Origin of the sequence: Pedobacter sp. ISL-64 (genome assembly GCF_018613605.1) — a bacterium.
Classification (GTDB): Bacteria; Bacteroidota; Bacteroidia; order Sphingobacteriales; family Sphingobacteriaceae; genus Pedobacter.
In genome coordinates this window covers 232,880-255,244 of sequence record NZ_JAGGPU010000002.1, presented here as the reverse complement: position 1 = coordinate 255,244, position 22,365 = coordinate 232,880, and the positions used below count along the sequence as shown (strand labels likewise).

Annotated in this window: 15 protein-coding genes; 2 read left to right on the top strand and 13 right to left on the bottom strand. The window is 38.4% G+C overall.

Translation table 11 applies throughout. The features are described 5' to 3' along the window. Nucleotides 1–23: 23 nt before the first annotated feature. The 9 genes from J7E57_RS03685 to J7E57_RS03645 all read right to left on the bottom strand — a co-directional run bounded on the left by J7E57_RS03685 (nucleotide 24) and on the right by J7E57_RS03645 (nucleotide 16,027). Nucleotides 24–1,643 (bottom strand): DUF5008 domain-containing protein, encoded by a 1,620-nt coding sequence (locus J7E57_RS03685; RefSeq protein ID WP_215125254.1) that lies wholly within the window; start codon nucleotides 1,641–1,643, stop codon nucleotides 24–26. 33 nt (nucleotides 1,644–1,676) lie between these two features. Beyond that, entirely contained in the window at nucleotides 1,677–2,417 is a 741-nt protein-coding gene (locus J7E57_RS03680) for a fasciclin domain-containing protein (protein WP_215125253.1), read from the bottom strand. Nucleotides 2,418–2,436: 19 nt separating this feature from the next. After that, on the bottom strand, nucleotides 2,437–3,957 hold the full coding sequence (locus tag J7E57_RS03675) for a RagB/SusD family nutrient uptake outer membrane protein (protein ID WP_215125252.1): 1,521 nt from the start codon (nucleotides 3,955–3,957) through the stop codon (nucleotides 2,437–2,439). An 11-nt stretch (nucleotides 3,958–3,968) separates the two neighbouring features. Further along, on the bottom strand, nucleotides 3,969–7,115 hold the full coding sequence (locus J7E57_RS03670; RefSeq protein ID WP_215125251.1) for a SusC/RagA family TonB-linked outer membrane protein: 3,147 nt from the start codon (nucleotides 7,113–7,115) through the stop codon (nucleotides 3,969–3,971). Between the two features lie 21 nt (nucleotides 7,116–7,136). Next, entirely contained in the window at nucleotides 7,137–8,228 is a 1,092-nt protein-coding gene (locus tag J7E57_RS03665; protein ID WP_215125250.1) for a DUF5007 domain-containing protein, read from the bottom strand. 35 nt (nucleotides 8,229–8,263) lie between these two features. Continuing rightward, nucleotides 8,264–9,373 (bottom strand): discoidin domain-containing protein, encoded by a 1,110-nt coding sequence (locus J7E57_RS03660; RefSeq protein WP_251029785.1) that lies wholly within the window; start codon nucleotides 9,371–9,373, stop codon nucleotides 8,264–8,266. An 11-nt stretch (nucleotides 9,374–9,384) separates the two neighbouring features. Continuing rightward, a complete protein-coding gene (locus J7E57_RS03655; protein ID WP_215125248.1) occupies nucleotides 9,385–10,935 on the bottom strand; it encodes a RagB/SusD family nutrient uptake outer membrane protein in 1,551 nt (516 codons plus the stop codon). A 1-nt stretch (nucleotide 10,936) separates the two neighbouring features. After that, complete coding sequence (locus tag J7E57_RS03650; RefSeq protein ID WP_251029784.1) at nucleotides 10,937–13,843, bottom strand: SusC/RagA family TonB-linked outer membrane protein; 2,907 nt, start codon at nucleotides 13,841–13,843, stop codon at nucleotides 10,937–10,939. A 648-nt stretch (nucleotides 13,844–14,491) separates the two neighbouring features. Further along, entirely contained in the window at nucleotides 14,492–16,027 is a 1,536-nt protein-coding gene (locus J7E57_RS03645) for a SulP family inorganic anion transporter (protein ID WP_215125416.1), read from the bottom strand. A gap of 262 nt (nucleotides 16,028–16,289) precedes the next feature. Between J7E57_RS03645 and J7E57_RS03640 the strand changes: the two genes are divergently transcribed. Beyond that, nucleotides 16,290–16,535, top strand: coding sequence for a hypothetical protein (locus J7E57_RS03640; RefSeq protein ID WP_215125246.1), 246 nt, complete (start codon nucleotides 16,290–16,292; stop codon nucleotides 16,533–16,535). Between the two features lie 27 nt (nucleotides 16,536–16,562). On the opposite strand, the gene J7E57_RS03635 is transcribed toward J7E57_RS03640, so the two are convergent. After that, nucleotides 16,563–17,621 (bottom strand): SDR family oxidoreductase, encoded by a 1,059-nt coding sequence (locus J7E57_RS03635; RefSeq protein ID WP_215125245.1) that lies wholly within the window; start codon nucleotides 17,619–17,621, stop codon nucleotides 16,563–16,565. 93 nt (nucleotides 17,622–17,714) lie between these two features. On the opposite strand from J7E57_RS03635, the gene J7E57_RS03630 reads away from it, so the two are divergent. Beyond that, a complete protein-coding gene (locus tag J7E57_RS03630) occupies nucleotides 17,715–18,503 on the top strand; it encodes an AraC family transcriptional regulator (protein ID WP_215125244.1) in 789 nt (262 codons plus the stop codon). Between the two features lie 207 nt (nucleotides 18,504–18,710). Here the strand turns inward: J7E57_RS03630 and J7E57_RS03625 are convergent, their stop codons facing one another. From J7E57_RS03625 to J7E57_RS03615, 3 genes are read right to left on the bottom strand one after another with little or no spacing between them, the layout of a single operon-like run. Beyond that, nucleotides 18,711–20,468 carry a CocE/NonD family hydrolase gene (locus J7E57_RS03625; RefSeq protein ID WP_215125243.1) on the bottom strand — a complete coding sequence of 586 codons (1,758 nt, stop codon included), beginning with the start codon at nucleotides 20,466–20,468 and terminating at the stop codon, nucleotides 18,711–18,713. Between the two features lie 17 nt (nucleotides 20,469–20,485). Beyond that, the gene (locus J7E57_RS03620; protein ID WP_215125242.1) at nucleotides 20,486–21,178 is read right to left on the bottom strand and encodes a LytR/AlgR family response regulator transcription factor; all 693 of its coding nucleotides are present in this window, start codon (nucleotides 21,176–21,178) and stop codon (nucleotides 20,486–20,488) included. Then, nucleotides 21,175–22,236, bottom strand: a complete 1,062-nt coding sequence (locus J7E57_RS03615) for a sensor histidine kinase (protein WP_215125241.1) — start codon at nucleotides 22,234–22,236, stop codon at nucleotides 21,175–21,177. Before J7E57_RS03615 ends, J7E57_RS03620 begins: the two co-directional genes overlap by 4 nt. Nucleotides 22,237–22,365 lie beyond the last annotated feature (129 nt).

Here is a 22,365-nt window from a genome sequence, read left to right as displayed (position 1 = left end):
TATATTTTGGTTAGCTTAATCTACTATTCGATGGTTACCCTAATGATGTGATATAATGGTAAATTATCAAAACGATAAAATTCACCAATTAACAATAATGCTTTTTTACCATCTGCAGATTTGGTTTCAATAACATCAGATAAGCCTCCAGTAAAAGGACCGGTAGAATTGTATCCTTTCGCCAATGTTCCTGTCGATGTTAATACCATAAAACCATTTCTGGTAATGTTATTGTATTTAATAAAATTCCCGCTCGCTACAATTAACCCGTTATTAAGCTGTTTGGCGAAACCAGGAAAGCCACCTTCAAATGGTTTGGAAGCAAATGTCTCATCTAAAGTTCCATTATCATTTAAAACAGCCAAACCAAATGCTGGTTTACCATTGTATTGTGTAAAGATTCCGGTAATTACATATTTTTTTGTAGTTGTATTATAGGTACAGGAACTTATAGTATTATCCGCCCCTGAGCCAGGCGTGAAAGAAGGATCGATGTTTCCATCGGGATTTAAGCGAACAATACGATTGGCTGGTTGGCCATCAAATGTATTAAAGCTACCAAATACAACCAGTTTTTCCAATTTCTCTGCATCGGTATGCATATAACTATCGATATTTCCATTCCCACTTTCCTTCCCCTTGTTGGTAGTAGTGTTAAAACGGAAAGTTTTATCAAGGCTACCATCTAAATTAAAGCGCAATACCTGGCGAATTTCTGTACTATCCAGTATTACGGTATCTCTGGAAAAATCATAATTAAACTTATCATAGGTTCTTTTTACATAATACCTAAAATTACCTGTTGCTAAAATTTTTCCCTGGTGTGCGTATACACGGTTAATATAACCATTGGTACCACCATTAAATTTTGGGAACCATTTTTGCGTAACCGTATCGGTAAGCGTTGGCTTTCTTTTGGTTTGGATTTTTATGGTGTCGATTGCTCCACTAGTAAACAAACTGGTAATGTTGCTGATATTTTCGGTACGCTGGTTAAATCCGCTAAAACTACCCGCAATAATAAAGCGACCGCCAATTTCCAAAATCCTAAATAAAGCACCATTCGCCCCTCTCCCTGTACGGAAAGTACGATCGTATTCTCCATCAATGGATGTTCTGGCGATCCTATTAATTGGAACCACCCCGCCTTTGTTATCAAAGTTGGTAAAATTACCGACTACGATAGCTCTTCCATCAGGCATTTCATACACCTGGCTTACATAACCATTTGTACCCGCTATCGCTTTAAAAGTAGGATCGATTTGAATAAGCCCGGTTACGGTAAAAGTTGGTCCAATAAATAATTGGTCACCAATGGCGATTGAAGTTACGCCCGTACTTCCATTTTCCGGAACTTTAACCTTTATTTCAGTGGCAGTTACACTAACAACTTCGGCCTTTTCGCCGTTAAACATAAAGCTTAACTGATCTTTATATTTATCAAAACCAGCAGCTTTGATGGTTACAGTTGTACCCACCAGTCCGATTGCCGGAACAGGTACATCAGTTTGCGAAATGGCCACACCCAGGGGTGACTTTGCATCAGCATAAGGATCGGGGAGCACTTCATCTGCCTTTTTACATCCTTGAAAACTAAAAGCAATCAAAGTGATTATTGCGAATATAAATTTAATTTTTTTCATCATTTAATTTCTTGAGGTAAAACCAATTATGCCTTATTTTGAGGGATCAGAAGGAGCTAAACCACTAAAATATACATCACTAAAAAAATCATCCCGTTTAAATCCAAAATAAGCGCCATTAACAATAGTATTAAAGGCCAAAGCATGTACTACGCCATTAGTAGGTTTAATATCAGATGATGCTACCGCATTTATATCCCAATTATCATTTGGTTTTGAAGCATCAGGAATATAAGTCAAATTGAGTTGTCGGTATCCAATATATTTGATGTTGTTTGCGGTAGCATAGGTTACCCCAATGTTACAAATATTACCTGCAAGGGAATAATATAAGCCTCCTGGATAAACACTCCTCACATCAAAATCTACCTGTTGATAGTCCTTTAATCTATTCACACCCTTAAACATGTAGCGTTGCAAATATCTCCTCCAGATTACCGGACTGATCTGATCTAGCGTTTTAACGGTATCCTTTCCTGAGTAAAAAAGAAAATTATTTAATCCATTAGTTCTGATTGTTCCGATTGTTCTTTTGATTACATCATCATCAGGTGCAAAAAAAGTAAAGTCGTCATTAGAAAATGTACTTTCTAAACCCGCAAGCTTTACAATTCTGGCCAGGGTATCAAATGGAACTTTTTTAGCCTGTAAATATTGAAGCATGTTGCCTTTAAAATTAGGATCAGCTAAACCTCCATCACGATAATACTCATCTTTTTTACAAGAATTTAATAATACTAATAAGGCAGCACAAGCAAAAATTAGCTTTTTCATATGTCTTTTATTATAATAATTAATTACCACCATTAACCCAATACTCATTCAGTTTCATATATGGATTGTTGTTCACCGCATCTGGGCTTATCGGCCAGGTCCAGGCACCACGACTAAATTTATCCGATGTAAGCACATTGTAAGCATACTGACTATTTAAAATTCTCTTTGTTCTTACCAAATCGAAGTAATGATGGCCCTCGCCGATAAGTTCCCTTGAACGTTCGTAAAAAATAAATTCTTTAAGGTCTCCATTTGAAGGCGTATATGGAGATGCTCCAGCGCGAGCTCTTACCAGGTTTACCAGTTTTATGGCTTCGGTATCTTCATTTATATTTGCAAGAGCCTCTGCCGCCAGCAGGAGTTCTCCTCCATACCTAAAAATCATAAAAGTGTTATCAGGATTGGCGTCTTCTTCACCAACGATAAAAGAGTTCTTGGCATATTTTAACAACATGAACTTTCCATTATCTGAAAAAATATCTTCATTAAACCAGGTTGTTATCCTTTTATCGCTGCCATCCTGAAAAATTTTCTGCATGTACTCCCCCCTGTAGTAAGCAAAACTTACACGGTGGGTATACTCAGGCCTTTTGTATGGGTAATGCAAAAACATATCGGCAATAGGGGCAACATTCAGTACCGCATCACCATAGTTTATACTTTGATAAAACTCAAATAAGCTTTCTTCGGAACGGCCTTTAATAACCGTTGACCACTCTGAAAGTGGTAATAACCGATAGGCGTTACTCGCTACCAATTCCTGACCCAAAGCGGCGGTAGCTTGATAATATTTGTTAGCGTTGGCCCCGTCAAAACCGGCGTTCCACATATTCATTTCCATCATTAAAGCAATAATGCTTCCCCTACTTGCCCGTACGCCTTTCAAAGCAGGGTCGCTATAAGTAAATGGAATTTCATTTTTGTGACTATTTAAATCGGCAATGCATTTATTGAGAACCGATACGAAATTTTCACGTGGTAGTGATGTAGAATGAAACGCATCTGTATAATAAACAACATCTCCATATAACCTAACCATGGTAAAGTAGCAAAGTGAGCGAATAAACGCGGCCTCAGCTTTAAACTGTCCTTTTTCTGTATCGGTAACTCCTGGTACGCCCTCATCTAATTTTGCGATCAAGATATTGGCGCCCTGAATGGCCCTATAATAGCTAGTCCAATTTGTTATTCTATCAAAATTGTAGTAATCCCATGGCTGTCCCCTTCTTATCAGGTTTAATAAATCGTTTCTGCCTAAATATTCAACGAATTCACGCGATGGCGCGTTGTCTGACTGGCTTTCGTGCAATACTTCACCTGACCTATATTCACCAACCGCACCAATATAATGTGTTTCGTTTATTTTGCTGAAAACAATCCTCGATAAATCATAAATATTGGCCACTACGTCTTCTTTAGACTGGAAATAGTTGTTTCCCGTTAATTTATCTAAAGGCTGTATGTTTAAAAACTTTTTACATGAAGGCAAGCAAAAAGACGCCGCGATAACTAAAGTGTAAATGATAACTTTTTTCATAATAAATATTTTTAGTTGCCTGTGTTAAGTTCTAAGTTTAAACCAATATTATACGTGCGTGGCACAGGATAACCGTTAGAAATATCGCGACCTAATGCGGTTACGTTTTCTGGATTTGGACCACTGTACTTAGAAAATGTAATCAAGTTATTGGTTGAACCAAATATCCTTAAATTGGCAAGTCCGAATCTGCGTATCAACTTTTTATCAAACATGTACGAAAGCGTTAAGTTGTTAATTTTCAGATAGGATCCACTTTCCTGCCATAAAGTTTGATCGGCTCTTAGTGGCTGAATATTTCCATAACGGGAAAAATCGTAAGGGTATGGGTATTTAGCCACATCACCAGGTGCCTGCCAGATATTCAAATCACCTAAAGGTACTACCGCGTTTAAGGCAAAAGGATCTCTCATGATGGCAATACGATCGGCAAGCGCATTATTCAAGATTGTTCTATCTGCGGTATAACTTGCGTACATATTTAGGCCCCATTTTTTATACCGCATGGTGAATGATAAACCACCAGTAAACAATGGTTGTGAGTTTCCGGTAATTTCGTAATCCCTGCCATCCAGAATATAATCGCCATTTACATCTTTCAAGATCGGGTCTCCCCCGTAAAAGAAGGTGTTATTGGTTTGGTATCTTTTTCCGGTAACCGGATCTACTGGTACATCTGCATCGCCACTGTAAACGCCCTGGTTAATTCTTAAATAGTTTGACAAGGTATTTCTGCCCACACGGAAAACATTATGCTGCAGGTAACCAGAGCCATCGAAGCGGATATATTGCCCGTTATACTCTTCAGGTAATTTTAACAACACATCGCGGTTATACGCTCCGTTTATTGAAAAAGATAAATCAAAATCTTTACTGGTAATGGCCTTTACATTTAAGCTGATTTCGGTACCGTAATTAGCGATACCCAAATCGTTACTCGATAATTTGTTAAAACCCGTGGTATTTGATAAAACACGATCGAACAATAAATTATCTACCTTTTTGAAATAGGTATCCACAACGATCGAGAATCTGTTCAGGAAGCCTACATCAAAACCAAGATTGTACTGACTGGTAGTAGTTGGCTTTAATGCCGGATTTGGAATTAAATCATAGTCGATACCAATGGTTTGTGTATTGTTGTAATTTCCATTTAGGTTATAAATACCATAAATACTTTGAAGATTACCTGTAGGTACAATATTTTGGCCCCATGTTAATCTTACACTACCATAATCTAACCATTTTTGATCTGTTAACCAGTTTTCTTTGTTAAAATTCCACCTCAAACCCACTGAAGAGTTTTTAGAATATGGATTTTCCAAACCGCTTGATGATGTACCATCTAAACGGTAAGAGAATTCAGCGACATATTTCTTATCGTAATCGTAAGATAATGAACCTGCAAAAGACGCGATTGTAGCATTTTTATAGCTACTTAAAACCCCACCCCCCCTTGAGTAATAACCGTCGTAACCGATTGGGCCCTGAAGCTGATCGTTTGGAATTCTTTCCTGTCTGCTTATGGATGATTGTGAACCTTGTTTATAAATTTCGTTAAATGTGTTAATAAAGAAATTATGTTTTTCGCCTAAAGTTTTAGCGTAAGTGATCGCGTTTCTATTATATAACTGGAAGTTTCTTCCATTATAATCATAAAGTTTGGCAAACTGTCCGTTGGCCGCAGCTGGTGTAAATGTAGTTTCAGTATCTGAAGTATAATCATAACTTAAGGTAGATGAAGCCGCAAAACCTGGTATAAATTCGTAACGGGCATCAATATTTGTTCTTAAATTTCTCGAATTGTTATCATTCAGCGTTTGCAAAGCCGACAATACGCCACCAGATGCCTGATAAAAAGACGGAGGAGGCAAAAGTGTTGACGCCTGACCGTTTGAAGCTACACCCGATTGAAGTAAGCCTGCACCGTTACCTTTATTCTGCTTACCTACCGAACCATTAACGAAACCGAAAAATCTAAATTTATCATTCGGTTTGAACTCCATGTTCATGTTCAAATTGTAACGGTTATAACCTGTGTTTTTAATTACACCTTTTTCGGCATAATACCCCATATTGGCCTTGTAATTAAACTTCTGATCACCACCATCTAAGGCTAGGTTATGACTTTGGTTAAAAGTGGTTTGATAAAATACATCCTGCCAATCGGTAGAATTGTTCCAGTATGCATTTAAACTATCGGCAAGGAAAGGTGTATTGCTAATCCCCCTGATTTGATTAAGGGTCTGCGCGTTTAAAATAATCTGTTGAATCTTTAATTGACGTTCTGAATTACCACCTAATGTTTCGCGTAATTTAGGGGGTGCATTAACGAAAAAGTTCGATACATATTTAATACGCGGCACTTTCGAGTTACCTCTTTTTGTGGTAATGATGATTACGCCATAAGCACCTCTGGAACCATACATGGAAGTTGCCTGCGCATCTTTCAGGATTTGGATATTTTCGATATCCTCCTGAGGGATTAGCGAAAGTGGGCTCACCCCAGGACCTTGCGTTTGAAAACCAAACTCTGCTGCCTTATCTGCATCTAAAGGCACACCATCAATAATATATAATGGCGATGTAGGTTGTAAAAATGAATCGTTACCACTACCAGAAATACTTAAACTTGATAAACCACGAAGCTGTACCGATCCTCTAAAACCCGGTGCACCGGTATTGTTCTGGATATTTAACCCCGGTACTTTACCCTGTAAAAGTGTTTCTATATTCGATACCGGTATATCGGATACATCCTTACCACTAAGCACCGTTACCGATCCAGCAGTGGTTTCCTTTGGTCTATTCTGATACGCTACAATGATTACCTCACTTAGATCCTTGCGGTTTTCGCTAATGTTAACTGTAATATTGGTTTGATCGGTAATTTTAACCGATGAGGTGTTGTAACCTAAAAATTTGAATAAAAGTGTTCCTCCAACGGGTACGTTAACCGAAAACTTTCCGTCGCCATTTGTTTGCGTTAAGCCTTTATTGGTGGCTTGCAAAACAACCGATACACCTGGCACCCCTTGTTTAGTATCTTTATCCAGAACCCTACCACTTACAATGATATTTTTTTCTTGCGAATAGGCATTCGTACAACATATTATACATACAATAAGTAATGTATATAAAAGTATATTTCTTTTCATAATATTAGCTTTATTGATCAACTATTCGTTAGCAAATTTTGGGTTCTCGTTTTTGAAATAAAAGACGATTTCCCAGTCTCCTGCTTTGTAAATGGAGAAATTGATACCGAAAGTAGCCACCGTACGTCCGCCCCCAAAACCTATCCGGGAGTAACTCAATTCAGCTTTTGCTCTTGATCCCCCGGTAGCGTATGATGTTGGAATCTCTACCAATGGAATTGGATAAGCAACATCGTACTGAACATATTTATCTGTTTTTTGGATATTAAAACCATGGATCATTTTATCCCAAACCGTTTCATTGAAGAACTTCGGATCAATGGGTAAAGAATCCTTGCCCAAAACCACAATTCGTAACGAATGGCCATTTCCGCCAGAAGCTAATGGACGGATGTAAACAATCGCATCCTTTTTATCATTGTTGCTTACTAAGTTTAAGTTAGAAGTTGCGCCGATTACGTTATTTAAATAAGGGCGGATATAATCTCTCAATTTTTTATCTAAAGGAAATTTTGGGTCAGGAGAAGGCAACCCCGTATAGGCGTTAAAATCATTCGATGGCTCGTATGGGCGCTCTCTGAAAGGTCTGATCTGAAAATCTTTGATCAGCCTTTCACCGCCTGTATTTTTAACCTTCACATCAAAAAAGCGGGTATCCTGAGAAAAATTAGTACTATCTGTTGGACGGGGCTTCAATATCTGATTGGTTGCCGAAGGCCACAAAATAAATTCACCTGACGAACGTATTTCAAATATTGGATGCGTTTCAATTTTTCTTTTCGCTTCAATTTCAGCCAAGCTTTTCTCCAAACCCGTGTAAGGAGCAGTCCAAACATAAGTAGGCGCCGTTGTAAAAAGATCGCTTACCGGTTTTCCATCACCAAACCTAACGTTTACAATTTCAAACGTAATTGGATTGGTTGAGTTATCACTATTAAAACCACCGATAAGATTGGTTCTACCAATTATGGGTTCAAGAATTTTATTGCTAAAATTCACATTGTTGCTGATATAATCTTTCTCATCTGGCAAGTCGAAAATCTTTTTACAGCTACTGCAAACAGTGATAGCAAGTAAAAGGAGCGCAAAACATTTATTTATGATAGATTTCATTGGAGTATTTATTTTAATGTTTCTATTTCGCATCACTATTTCGTTTTATTTATGGTAAACTCAGCCAACTGGAATGTTCCGCTGTTTCTTAGTTCGGTAATAACAACGCGGTAAAATTTATAGGCAACCGTGTTTGTACATCTAAATACCTTTTGCTGATATCTTTCTTCAAAGAAGAAGTTAGATCTCCTATCCAATTCTACCCAATTCGTACCATCCATAGAGCCTTCATATGTCCAGGCTTTAGGATCTCTTTCGTTGGCATCATTTGCCGATGTTAAGGTATATACTGATGAAACCGCTGGAGTTTTGAGTTCAAACCTCATCCATAACTCACCCTGTAAGTCGGCTAAGAATTTAGTATGGTCATCACCATCAATTACTTTCCTCGAATTTTCTCCACTGGTTATGCCCCCACCATTTTCGCGGTTAGATGAAAATACACCGCCAATTTCCAGGTACAGGTTTGGTGGTGGTGGTACAAAGGTTAGCCGGGTAACGAATTCGTTAAAACCAAATACGTGATCGGCACTGATTACATGCACTATGCCATTTTTGGTTTTAATATTGTTTGATGATGTTGTGCTGGTTGCCCAGTTGCGAACAAACTTGCTTTTTTTGGTATTGTTAAAATTAATGATTGAAGGTCCCGCACCAACTTGGCCAGAAGCCGAAATGTTAGTGATGCTCGCATGCATCGGGTAAGAAATATGTGCACTGGTTAAGTTTAACCCATCCTGAAGTTTTAAAGAATCTGTAGGTTTTTTGCCTCTGATAATATAATAAGAGGTCATAGTATCTAACTGAACGGCATCTATATTGGCTAAAAAAAGTGCATCCTTATCCGATTGCTTTCTCAAGGTATTTAAGTTTCGTAAAGCCAGCTGAAAGCTTGGATTGCTTACTGCAAATAGCGTAACATTACTATCGGTTAATGTTTTTTTAAGGCCCATTCTATCAATCGCTACAATTAGCGAATCGAAAACCCCCGGTTTACTTTTTAAATACTCGTAAGTATTTCCAGCAAACGTTACATTTTGTTCTGGAGCATCATAAAATCCTCCGTTCTTTTTGCAAGCCGAATTGATTAGCGTTAGCAACGATAAAATTGCTAAAGCGCTCATGTATTTTATTGAATTTTTCATATCCGTTATCATTAGCGCCAGTAAGCATTTTGGGTTAATAAACTATTTTGAGAAATAAGCCTCCTTGATATCGGCCAATAAATGCCACCAGAGTTAATGAGGTTCATAAATTTGGCATCATTTTGTTTGATCTTATTGTAGCGGATCAAATCGTACCACCTTGAGCCTTCACCCAACAATTCGCGATGGCGCTCCTCGAAGATTAATTTTATGACGTCGTTTGTATTCAGTGAATTAATTAACGCTGTAGGATCGTCAAATCTTCTGCTCTGAACAACAAGTAGTTCATTTAGTGCTCCGTTTTGATCACCTAGTACCGATAATGCTTCAGCACGTAAGAGTACAATATCTTCTAAGCGTGTAAAAATCAGAGCGCTGGTAAAATATCTGAAGTTTGGATCTGTTCCACCACCCTGGATCACTTTGATTTTACTGAAAATGGGATACTTACCATTCAGGTTTGTAAAATACCTTCCATCATATCTAGCCTGTCCTAAAGTATCAACGGCAAACCTTTGATCTTTAGCAATATTGAAATATTTCAGAATCGAATCTTTTGGCAGATAAATATCCGGAACTGATTTAGTCATAACTGGCTCAGCTAATGTTAATTCTTCAATATGCCCTGTTGATGAACCATCTACGTGGCCATAATCGGAGTTGAAACCAAATATCTGCCTGGTATTTTTATTGTAGAAGAATCCGTTAGAATTTGATAAATCACCAGTTGAAGTAAAACCGCCGGCACTTCTGCCATAATTATCTTCAACAAATTTGGCATATTTAGCAACGTTGGTGTAATCGCTATTCCAGGCTGCTAAATGCGCTAATACAGCGTATGCAGTCACTTTTGTGGCCAAAGCACCTCCCCATCTTCCCGAAGTTTCATTGTAATAATCAGTTGGCTGCTGCACATCACCACCACTATAGATAAATGGCATATCAGCTGCCGCTTTTAAAATTTCCTGTTCGACCCATGCTAAAACCCTTGCCTGGCTTTCACGTGGTTTATCGGTAAATTTACCTTCATCCGATGAAGTAATAAAGGGCACATCACCCCAGATTCTAACCATGTAGAAATAGGCAAAAGCTCTTAAAAATCTGGCTTGTGCAATATCAACAGTCATGTTATTGCTCGTGTAACGTTTATCCGTTTCTTTAACATGTGCAATATTTTCTAAGAAAACATTGGCACCGTTAACAATGGCGTAAAACCTTGTCCAATCAGATAACGATTCGAGTACCGGATATGAGGCGTTTAAATTATTGCCAATAACCGCTTTTAAATCCTGTCTTTTTGGGCTTAAAAATTCTCCTGTTCTTACATCACCGTAAATCCAGTGCCCATTATTGTCTGATAAAGCAGCACGTGTTAAGGCATAAACACCCAAAATTCCCGAGCGGGCATCTTCTACCGTATTCCAGGCATTTTTTTCGCCTACAACTCTGGTAGAATCTGTTTCTAAAGCTTTATTACAGCTGGAGAAGGCTACCACAGAAATCAGAAGTATGTATAATATATTTTTCATCTCGCTTGATATATTGTTAGTTCTTGTTTTCATCTTATAGATCCATTTTAACACCCAGGGTATATGTTCTTGGGATAGGTTGGCCATAACCGGTATCAATACCGTCATAACTAACCAGCTCAGGATCTTGACCAGTGTAAGGTGTGATGGTGAAAATATTACTCACAGAACCGTATATGAAGAATTTGCTGATTTTGATATTTCTTTTATTGAGCAAGTTACCCAGTTCGTAACCTAATGATACTTGCCTTAGTTTTAAGAATGAAGCATTCTCTAAGAAAAGATCCTGATCTGCGCGATATGGAATTACGGTACTCCAAGGGTTATAAAGTGGGTATTTTGAATAATCTCCACGTTTTTCCCAGAAGGTGATTTCTTTAACAGAATTGATATCAGTATTACCTTCGCGGTTCACAAAATCGAAACGGCTAGCCATTTCCTGGTTGATTAGCTTTCTACCTAAATTAAAGTAAAAACTTGTACCTAAACTCCAATTGCCATATTTAAAGTTGTTATCAAAACCACCTGCAATGGTTGGCAAAGAATGTCCTTTTAATACTTTATCATTATCATCAATGGTATTATCACCATTTTGATCTAGCCAACGTGGGTCACCAGCTTTTAAAGTAATTCCTTTATATTTTAATTTCTGTCCGTTAACCACCGGCACATCAGCATCTGCTGTATAGATACCGTTATTAACCAATAACCAATATTGATCTACTGGCTGGCCAACTTTTAAAAACCTGTTACCCACAACCAGCTGATCTAATCCTCTAGGCAATGCCTTCAGTTCGTTAGCGTTGTGATTAAAGTTTAAGGCAGAATTCCAGGAGAATTTACTTTTGGCGATTACCTGACCGCTAATGGTTACATCAATACCCATATTATTAACGGACATACCACTTTCGATAGATTGTTTGTAACCATATTCGGCATAAGCCGGTATACCAATTAATTGATTTTTATCGGTTTTGCTATATACATCAACAGAAAGGTGAAGACGGTTTTTTAACAGCGCAGCATCAGCACCAATATTAAGTTGATCAGAGTACGACCATGGCACACCATAACCTACCCAACCAAATTGGTAAGAACGGGTTAACACACCGAATGCATTATATCCAGGCACCGTTAAGTTACCGGTATAGCCAACCGAGGCCGTATATTGTGGCCCCTGCGCATAATTATCGTAACTAAATGTACGCCCCATTCTACCAATGCTTGCACGCAATACTAAGTCATCAACCAGTGTGTTATCTTTCAAAAATTCGTTTTTGATATTCCACGCTCCGGAAATAGTTGGCGAATAAAACCAGCGGCTTGTTGGCTGTGCATTTGAAGAGCCATCTAAACGTAATATCGCTGAGACAAAATATTTATCGTTAAATGAATAATCGGCTTTTCCATAGAAAGACAATAAATTATCTTCTGTTTTATCAAGAAACCGATACGTCAATTCTCTAGGGAAGGCAACCGGAGTTAAGTAATTTCCATTATCCGAACCATTATCATTTTTAGGTTTCGAATCGAGCAAATTGATTTTAATGTAATCGTTAACGCCTTTATAAGCATAAGCGTTACTATATTTATAAATATCCCATTGCATGGACTGCCCCAATGCAAAATGAAAATCGTGAACCTTATTAAGGTTTAAATCGTATGTCACTTTGTTATCCATCATTAATCTTTGGCTAAAACCATAATAATTGGATGCATAACTGTTCCCTTGCAAAAGCGTTCTGGCATAGAAAACATCTCTGTAGCCCTCACTGTAATCGGCATTAAAAGACGATACCACTTTAAATTTTCCAAAAGTTCCTTCTAGTTTGGCATAACCTTGGATACTGTTTGTTTTATTATCATCAAATCCTTTCGTATACTGTTGTACATAAGAAGCATAGAAATCCTTATTAGGAGGAAGTGGTGCACTCAAATCAGGGAAATAATTAAGCTGTGCAAACCTATCACGCAAGGTTCTATTTCTATCGCGGTTTAAACGGTTGGCGTTAATCATTGTTGAGAACAGCAACCACTTGGTCGGCTTCATATTGATATTGAAAGTGGCGCTATAACGGTCGATACCGGTTTCGTCGGCTACACCCTCGCTTTTGGTATTACCCAATGCAAACCTAAAGTTGGCTCTGTCGGTACCACCGGCAAGTGAGAAATTAATGCCATATACTAAAGCATTTTTATAGTATAAATCGGTCCAGTCTGATTTACCACTATATACGTTGTTTAACGAATCACTTAAATATACCGGATACTCTTCATCATCAGAATACCTTCCGTTGGTGGTATAAACATCATAAAAACGCTGTCTGAACTCATTTTCATATTTACCATTGATGGTATTTACAGTTGGCTTTTGCACCATCCCTATATAGGAATTGAAAGATATGGAGCGATATTTACCAACAGCTGTTTTTGAGGTTAAAACAATCACTCCATTAACACCTCTTGGCCCGTAAACAGAAGTAGAACCTAAATCTTTAAGTACCTCTACCGATGCAATATTATTCAGATCGATACCGGCCAATAAATTAGTTGCAGGACCGATTCTATTAAAATCGAATTGCTGTATATCAAAAGCAAAAGGATGCTCCCGTACCAACGGGATTCCGTCGAGAACCACCAGAGGCTGAGCATCGTACAAATCCTTTTTAGATAATAATGGCATTGCAGCCCCTCTAATAAACATGTTCTGAATAGACCCAGGCTCACCAGATGGTTCCTGAATATACAGACCAGCAAAATTGCCCTTTAAGTTTTGTTGTAATGAAATGGCAGGGAATAGTGATAGATCTCTGGTGTCTTTTTTTACACCGCCAGATAACTTATCGTAAAGTGTTTTCTGCTTGATCTGATCTAAACTGTCTTTTCGTAATGAATCTTTCGGTGTTACGATCTTGATTTTTGTCGTATCCTGAAGAATCAAGCAATTAATTGTTAGGCCTTTATGAAGTTTTTCACCCGTTGCAAAAGTCGGTAAAACGTTTAATGTAAACGCGGCAAAAAAAACAAGGCACGCCCATAAGTATCGCATAGTTAATGGATCTTTAATTGGTAAAAAAATGATTTCTAAAACTTATTTTTTCGGAAACGGCATGATATGTCCTCGGTTAAAAAGACAGGTACTTCGGTAGTAATAGTTAGGAATTCTCATAAAATTTAGTATTTGGTTAACTCAAATATATAATATACTAAAACGTTTTAATAACATATTGTCATTTTTATGAAATTTTTATAAAAAAGCACAATAATATCTAATTCTATTAAAATAATTGTCAGTCAGACAGGTAAAAAAATAAATATTATCAGAATATCTTAAAAAATTAACATCCTATAAAACAGTCTATAAGGACATTTTTAGCCAGCAATAACAATAAATCGAACAATTTTATGTTGCTATTTTCTTAAAGTACTTAAACGTTTTAGTAAAAACATAAAATATAGATCAAGAAGTAAAGATTAAACCGACAATGATTGTTTAGGCGTGAGGATAATCCTTTACCATATTATATATTATAACATTACCTTAGATATAGTGGTATTTTATATCATAAAACAGAAAAGTTAAAATCAATTATTTTTCGGTGGCCACCCGATAAGTAGGATCTTCTATAATGTTTACTGCTATAATCTGATCTGCATTTTTCAGCAAGCGTTTACAGTCGTTACTCAGGTGCTTTAACTGGAGCTTTTTATCAGCCGAACGGTAACGTCCGGTTAGTTTATTCAGGGCATCAATACCCGACATATCAAAAACACGGCTATGCTTAAAATCAATTACGATATGCTGAGGATCATGAGCTACATCAAACAGCTCATTAAAATTGGCGATAGATCCAAAAAACAAGGGGCCGAATATTTCGTAGGTTTTTACACCACTGGCATCGATATGTTTACTGGCACGTATTCGTTTAGAACTTTCCCAAGCGAAAACAAGTGCTGAAATAATTACACCTATTAATACCGCAAGTGCCAGGTTATGCAGCCAAACTGTAATTACAGCCACCAGAATCCCAATGATAATATCCTGCGAGGGCATTTTATTAATCACTTTAAAGCTCATCCATTCAAAGGTGCCAATGGCTACCATCATCATTACACCAACCAAAGCCGCCATGGGTACGCGATCTATTACCGGAGCGCCTGCCAAAATAATAACCAATATAGTTAAGGCAGCAATAATGCCCGATAACCTTGCCCTGGCACCTGCAGAAAGGTTAACCAGTGTTTGGGCAATCATCGGGCAGCCACCCATCCCTGTAAAAAAACCATTTGCAATATTCGCAATTCCTTGAGCAATACTCTCTCTGTTCCTATCGCCTTTGGTTTCTGTAATTTCATCAACCAGATTCAAGGTAAGCAGGCCCTCCGTTAAGCCCACACCTGCCATAATGAGCGAATAAGGAAAAATGATCTTCAGCATATCCAGATTCAACGGCACTTTCGGAATATGAAACGGAGGGAACCCTCCATTTACTGAAGCAATATGTTTAACCAGTTTGGTATCAATTCCAAAACATAAAACGATAAGAAAAACCACAATAATAGCCACCAGCGAGGATGGAATGGCCTTGGTTATTTTAGGGAGAATGATCACTATTGCAACGGTGAGTAATACCAAAGCCAACATGATATATAAAGGGGTACCGCTCAACCATTCTATTCTGCCGTTAACAAGGGTTTTGAACTGTTCCAGCTGCGACATGAAAATAATAACCGCCAAACCGTTAACAAAGCCAAACATTACGGGCTGCGGAACCAGCCTGACGAATTTTCCAAGTTTAAACAGCCCCACTATTATCTGGATTACACCTGCTAAAGCCACTGCCGCAAAAACATATTCTATACCCTGGGTTTTCATTAAGGCAATGAGCACGATTACTGTTGCACCTGCCCCTCCAGAAACCAAACCTGGCCTGCCACCTAAAACAGCCGTAACCAACCCCATAATGAAAGCGGCGTATAAACCTGTTAAAGGAGGGAAACCTGCAAGAATAGCAAATGATAACGATTCGGGGATCATCGTCATGGCCACCGTTAAACCTGCAAGAATTTCAGTTTTATAATTTATTTTCTTAGAAAAATCGAAAAGTTGCAGGTAAGGTTTCATCATTTAAATTATTAGCAGTTGCAAATATCTAAATTATGGGAACATTAGTGCTATAATAAATATCGGCGCTGAATAAGTTCAGCATCAGTGGGGCAAATAAATATTTATAAATGAAGGCAAATTTAACGAGCACAATAATAACCCTAAGTCACGATTTGGAACCTATCGGCGTTTAAAATCCTTTTGAATTCGATATACCGTCTTTTCTACCTGGGTTGTAGCGAATTAACTAAACCATTCGTTTTAATTAAAACTTATCACAATGAAAATTTCCTCCAAAGCCATGTTTTATTATTTCTTTGCACTCCTCCTATTTGCAGCCACAATTTATAGCACAAAGCTACTGGTTATATTAAACACTTGGGAAGAATTTACCGATACCGTGACTAAGCTATTTCCGTTTGTTGGTTTTATGGCATTAGATATTCTATTATTTACCATCAGTATGTATCTTTTTAGAAAAGGCTATAAAAATGGAAAAGAAAAAAAACATATCCGATTCCTGTAAGCAAAAAGATATTTAATTACTATGGAATTAATTTGGGATAACCCTTTTACTTTTAAGTTCATCAAACAGATCAAAAAACATTTTTTCAGTATCGATATACTCATGGAAGCCCAATCGTCTTGCTTTGGTACCGTCTGAGAAGAAATCGTAATCCCAAGAAAAAACAAAGTCGCCAAAGGCCCATGAAGATACTTCTCCATAACTGTGTTTGGCTAGGTTATGTTTTTCTTGCAGCTGTGTCCACAAAGTCGATTTATCGGCCATTACGGTTTGCAAAAACATTTGAAGTGGAGGGGCAGTATCCATTTTAAAATAAGCTGCAATTTTAGGCCAAAGATCGTTCCATCGGACCAAATCACCATTGGTTATATTAAAAGCTTGATTGGCACATGCTGGGTTGGTGGCCGCCCATACCGTTGCTTTTGCCAATAATCCAGCATCTGTAATGTCTAAAAGCTTATCATATGCTCCTAATTTGCCAGGAAAGCGCAAAGGCAAACCCAGTTCTTTCGATATGGATGCATAAACTGCAATTACAGAAACCAAATTCATTGGATTACCCAATGCCGTACCCGCAACCACAGATGGCCGGAGTGCAGACCAGCTCCATTTTTTTCCCTTTTGCTGTGCTTCAAGAAACTGTTGCTGATCTACATTAAATTCTGGGGGCATATGTCCACCGTCGCTTTCTTTTGCCGGTGTTTTAAAAGGACCGTAATGCGCTCCGTATACTTTATAGCCCTGCATTAAACTGATGTGCTGTAAGTCTTTTGCAATACCTTCAATGGCATTAACCACATTTATAAGCATCGCCAAATTAGGTGCTACCAACTCCGCCCATGTAGGTTTATCCTGATATGCGACATAAAAAACATGTGTTACTTTAGTTAAGAGGCTCAATTGCTTCTTACTGTCCTCTGGGTCCAGCAGGTCTACAGAAATGTACCTCGTTTTATCTTTACCCAGCCCACCCCGACGCGATAAACCGATAATATCCCAATCGCCAAGATTTTCTAAGTGGCTGATTAAATTACTGCCAATTACCCCATTTGCACCCACAACCAATGCTGTTTTACTGTTATTCATCTCTTTTAATTTAAATTAATTCACATACGGTAAAGATCCTGACAAACCACAGATATGTTTTTGTAAAATAGTATGATAGATTTGTATAAATCTATGATGAAGCGATATATCCAATTTCAACCTATTGTTATTTCGGAATTTGAAGTAAGCAAGTGGCAGCACCCTTTACATCGGCACAACCATTATGAACTGATTTACATTAAAAATGGATCTGGCCAGCATATCATTAACGAAATCTCCATTGCTTACGAAAAAGGAAATCTCTTCTTAATTGGTCCGGATGATGATCATCGTTTCGAAATTGAAGAAAAAACACATTTCATTTATATCAAGTTTACCGATATATTCATTCATCAAAAAGAGGTTAACCCAACAGGCTTGCAATACCTGGAATACCTGATCAAAAGCCGTGAAACACATTTTCTAGGTTTTAACTTTACGGCAAACGATCAGTTGATTGTTGAAAACATCATCGCAGTTATCTTATCGCTCAATATAAACATGTTGCAAAATGAAGCTTTAATCTGGACGCAGATCTTAGTACTTTCCGATATCATGCAGCGCAATATGCCCGAAATCAAAAATAGCGCGCAACGCTCGAAAGACATCCAAGCCATCTTCTGTTACCTGCACAAATACATTTACCAGCCTAAAAATTTAAAAGCGAATGTAATGGCGGCACATTTTAACCTTTCAGAAGACTATATAGGGCCCTATTTTAAAAGAAATACAGGTATAACCTTACGCCAGTATATCCACAATTATCGTCAGCATTTAATTCAACAGCGAATAGAAAGCGGAAGATTTGGATTGAAACAAATTGCGGAAGAATTTGGCCTTGTTGACGAAAGCCACGTAAGTAAACTGATGCGAAAAGTCTGAAGGGATGTAAGATGGATTAGTTCAAAGTCTATACTGCAGAAGAAACATGCCCTTGTGTGCTTCTTGCCTTAGTTATTGGATGGAAAATGTAAGATAGATGCTGGAATTGGCTCTGCGTTCATCTTCTAGATCTGTGGAATAAATAATTAAAAACGAATTGCAAATCCTTAGCATTTAGGTCTGGATTGCAAATCCAGACCCGCTACATTATTTAAACAAACTTTTTTCATCTACCGAAAAACCAAGCTCAATAAAACTCAGTGTAGACCATTTAATTTTGAGTGGAGTGCCTGCATCTTTTATGGTTTCTTTACTCACATCCTTACCAGTTCCATAATTGATCTGTGCAAAAGGATTTTTATCAATATTGAGCACTAAAAGCAATCTGCTCCCTTTTTGCAGCTGCTTACTGAATACTCTCGATCTATAAAAAGGTATGGTTTCTAATTTCCCAGGTTTAAGCAAGTTTCTTTTACTCATATCGTATGCGTAACTGGCTCTTCCTAAATAATAAGAGAGCTGGAAATATTCGCCTGAGGGCGTAACTTCATAAAGAACCAGGCCTACATCCATATCCCTTTTGTTTATGATGGCTTTAAGCTGTCCCTCTAGCGCACCTGATACTGAAACGGCTTTATTAAATGGCTCCGTAATAAAAAACAGCCCATTGGATCTGTCGATTTCTTTTTTGATGATCGGATCAGGGTAATAATCATTGTAGAATGTGGTTCTGTCTGCCAGATCAACCTGTTGATGCATAAAAATTTGTTCAGCTGGCTTTTGCTGCGATAACAGCATCGTTCCGTTTATACTATCCAGATAAAACCGGATACGGTGATCTTCCATTTTTACCAATGAAGGTGCATGCTTCCACTTATTTGCGCCCATGACCTCATAATTGATCTTATCTTTTATCAGTGTGGGTTTCTTTCCGCCTTTAAGAATATAATCGAGCCATTGGAAAGTGATTTCGCGGGTATTGATTAGTGCTATTGAATCTACCTCATAGTCCCTTAGCATAGCTACTCCACCTATCTGTGATCCAAAATGATCATAAGGGCCTATAATTAAATAATGTTCGGCCGAGGGATTATACTTATAATGTTCGCGGAGGTATTCCAATGCCGAAACCTGTCCATCATCATAATAGCCGGTAATACTAAGTACTGGAATATTAATGTGTTTAAATTCTTTACCATAAGGCACCATCGACTGCCAGTAGGCATCGTAATCGGGGTGACTAAGCCACTTCTGCAACAATGGATTTGGTGTACCGTCAATGCTGTCGACCTTATTGTAAGCAACCCCACTTTCCCACCAGTTATTCCGCATCCTGCGCCAGCGGGCATTATCGTTATTCACAGCATCATCCGTGTATTTGTTATTGGTGATGTAAAATGCCCATTGATAATTGGCTGTTAAAAAAACATTATTTTCCATGGGTAAGCCAAGCCCTGGAATTGCAGCTACATAAGGTACAATGGTTTTAAGCGCCAGATGCAGGTGCTTGGTGGCAGCCCATTGTGCAAAACCAGAATAACTTCCTCCATACATGCCAACCCTGCCATCACTCCATGATTGATTGGTGATCCAATCGATAACCGCATTCACATCCTGTCCTTCATGCTCATAAGGTTCGGGCCTATCGGGACTGAGCCGTTTCCCTCTGGCATCAGCAACAATGCCTACATAACCATGATCGGCAGCGTATTTGGCTTCCATCAAACTTCTATTGGTGTTGGAATAGATAAAATAAAAGAGTGCGGCAGGTAATTTCTGCGGCATACCTTTTTTCCTCACCACTACAGCAGATAAAGTAATGCCGTATTTTGTTTTAATCATCACGCTATCATTGATGATATAATTAGTGGTATCTGGTAAGGTTAGTTTTTGCTGTGGAAAGGCTTCAATGCCCATTACGAGGCATAGCGCAGCCATACCCAGTTTTACTAAGTTTATTTTCATGATCAAAAAATTATAATTTATGTTTTAATGAGGCTCCGTAATTTAACAGCCTGCCGTTCTGATATTCTGATTAAATTTCCCGTTTTAAGTTCTACAAACATCCCCTCATCATCTTTTTTTACCGAACTGATGTAGTCGAGGTTAAACAATATACTTCTGCCGGCTCTAAAAAATCTTTCACAATCGGGGTTATCTTCGAGTTTGTTTAATGAGGTTTTGAGCAATACCTGCTCTTGCCCGAAAAAGAGCCTGGCGTAATTCTCTACCGACTCGACCAGATGCACATCTTTCCATTTAATGAGGTGGTGTTTGCTCCTATCCTTTATAAAAACAGCTGCTCCATCATTCGCACCGATCTTTTCTATGGCTTTATCCATTGCACTTTTAAAGCGTTCCTCCCGTATGGGCTTCATCAGGTAATCCATGGCGCTTACTTCAAAAGCCTGCACCGCATAACTGTCGAAAGCGGTTACAAAAATCACCTGCGGCACATGTACCAAATTCTCCAACAGGTCGAAACCCGAACGGCCAGGCATCTGTATATCCAAAAAAATCAGGTCGGGCTTTAAAAGTCCGATAAGTTGCTCGGCTTCATCAGCATTGGCAGCCTCACCCAATACCGTAACCTGCGGATAGCTTTTTAACATCCTTATCAGTTCCTGCCTTGCGCCACGTTCATCGTCAACAATCAGTGTTCTAATGTTGCTCATCTGATTGGGATTTTAATTTCGGCGCAAACCTTTTGCTCCATTTCATACAGGCTGAAAGATGCATGGTGCTGGTAACTGAGATCGAGCCGTTCTTTCAGGTTCTGCAGTCCTATGCCCGCCACCGTTTTATTTGGTTCCAACTTTCCAGGGTTTAAAACACGGATGCTTACCAATCCATTCTGTTCGTTAATTATTACCTCAATCTTCCCGCCCTGCTTTTCTAATGCAACTCCATGTTTTACCGCATTTTCTACCAATGTTTGAATGCATAAGCGTGGCACCATCAGCGCAGAGAGCGAAATATCGATATCCAAATCGTATTGTAATCTTTCTTGCATCCTCAAACCTTCTAACTCCAGGTAATCTTTCACCAGGTCTATTTCTTCATTTAACCTGATCAGCATGGCGCTGCCTTTATACAATCCACTGCGCAACAGTTCGCTTAGCAGATCGATTGCCCTACCCGCTGCATCGGGCCGGGTATATACCAAAGATTTTATGTTATTGAGTGCATTGAACAAAAAATGGGGATTTAACTGAGCAGAAAGATTATCCAGTTGCGACTGTTTAAAGCTAAGCTCCAATCTGGCATTTTCTACTGATAACCGCATTTCCCGTTTTGCGTAGTGGTAAAGGTGGTAGGCTAAAAGCCATATGGCCATTAAGCGGATACCAGCAACAAAAATACCTACTGCATTTAAACTAAAAAAATCAGCAAACGACTGGTGTGGGTGGCTTAGAAACAGTAATCTCACCAGGTACAACTTACTAACCGTAATTATGGCATAAAAAATACCCATTACTGGAATAACGATCAACATCCGCCAGATCAGTTTTTGAAGCGCCAGGTCTTGCCAATGGTTTTTATTTGCAAAATTACGGTACAAATGGGTAATCAAAATGTACATGATCACATCCGAAACAAACTGTACAACAGCCATATCGAATCTGAAATTACCAGCTGCAGACCAACCTTGAAATCCCCAATACAAAGCGGCCACACACCAGCCAATTAGCTGACATTTCCAATAAAGCGATATGTAGGGTTTCTTTTCCAAAAATTTTCTGTTCCAAACAAAGCAACGAAAACTAATTTTAAGAAAAAAGATAAAGTACAGGAGCGTAGGGTTTTGGGGGATGAGTGGTTCTTTTAGTCAGGAGCCGGGAGTCAGAAGTCCAGAATCTAT

Bases quoted from the DNA above. Each gene is read 5' to 3' on its own strand.
- J7E57_RS03660 (WP_251029785.1), bottom strand. From the start codon at position 9,373: ATGAAAAATTCAATAAAATACATGAGCGCTTTAGCAATTTTATCGTTG.
- J7E57_RS03665 (WP_215125250.1), bottom strand. From the start codon at position 8,228: ATGAAATCTATCATAAATAAATGTTTTGCGCTCCTTTTACTTGCTATC.
- J7E57_RS03655 (WP_215125248.1), bottom strand. From the start codon at position 10,935: ATGAAAACAAGAACTAACAATATATCAAGCGAGATGAAAAATATATTA.
- J7E57_RS03635 (WP_215125245.1), bottom strand. From the start codon at position 17,621: ATGAATAACAGTAAAACAGCATTGGTTGTGGGTGCAAATGGGGTAATT.
- J7E57_RS03620 (WP_215125242.1), bottom strand. From the start codon at position 21,178: ATGAGCAACATTAGAACACTGATTGTTGACGATGAACGTGGCGCAAGG.
- J7E57_RS03670 (WP_215125251.1), bottom strand. From the start codon at position 7,115: ATGAAAAGAAATATACTTTTATATACATTACTTATTGTATGTATAATA.
- J7E57_RS03640 (WP_215125246.1), top strand. From the start codon at position 16,290: ATGAAAATTTCCTCCAAAGCCATGTTTTATTATTTCTTTGCACTCCTC.
- J7E57_RS03675 (WP_215125252.1), bottom strand. From the start codon at position 3,957: ATGAAAAAAGTTATCATTTACACTTTAGTTATCGCGGCGTCTTTTTGC.
- J7E57_RS03645 (WP_215125416.1), bottom strand. From the start codon at position 16,027: ATGAAACCTTACCTGCAACTTTTCGATTTTTCTAAGAAAATAAATTAT.
- J7E57_RS03625 (WP_215125243.1), bottom strand. From the start codon at position 20,468: ATGAAAATAAACTTAGTAAAACTGGGTATGGCTGCGCTATGCCTCGTA.
- J7E57_RS03685 (WP_215125254.1), bottom strand. From the start codon at position 1,643: ATGAAAAAAATTAAATTTATATTCGCAATAATCACTTTGATTGCTTTT.
- J7E57_RS03630 (WP_215125244.1), top strand. From the start codon at position 17,715: ATGATGAAGCGATATATCCAATTTCAACCTATTGTTATTTCGGAATTT.
- J7E57_RS03680 (WP_215125253.1), bottom strand. From the start codon at position 2,417: ATGAAAAAGCTAATTTTTGCTTGTGCTGCCTTATTAGTATTATTAAAT.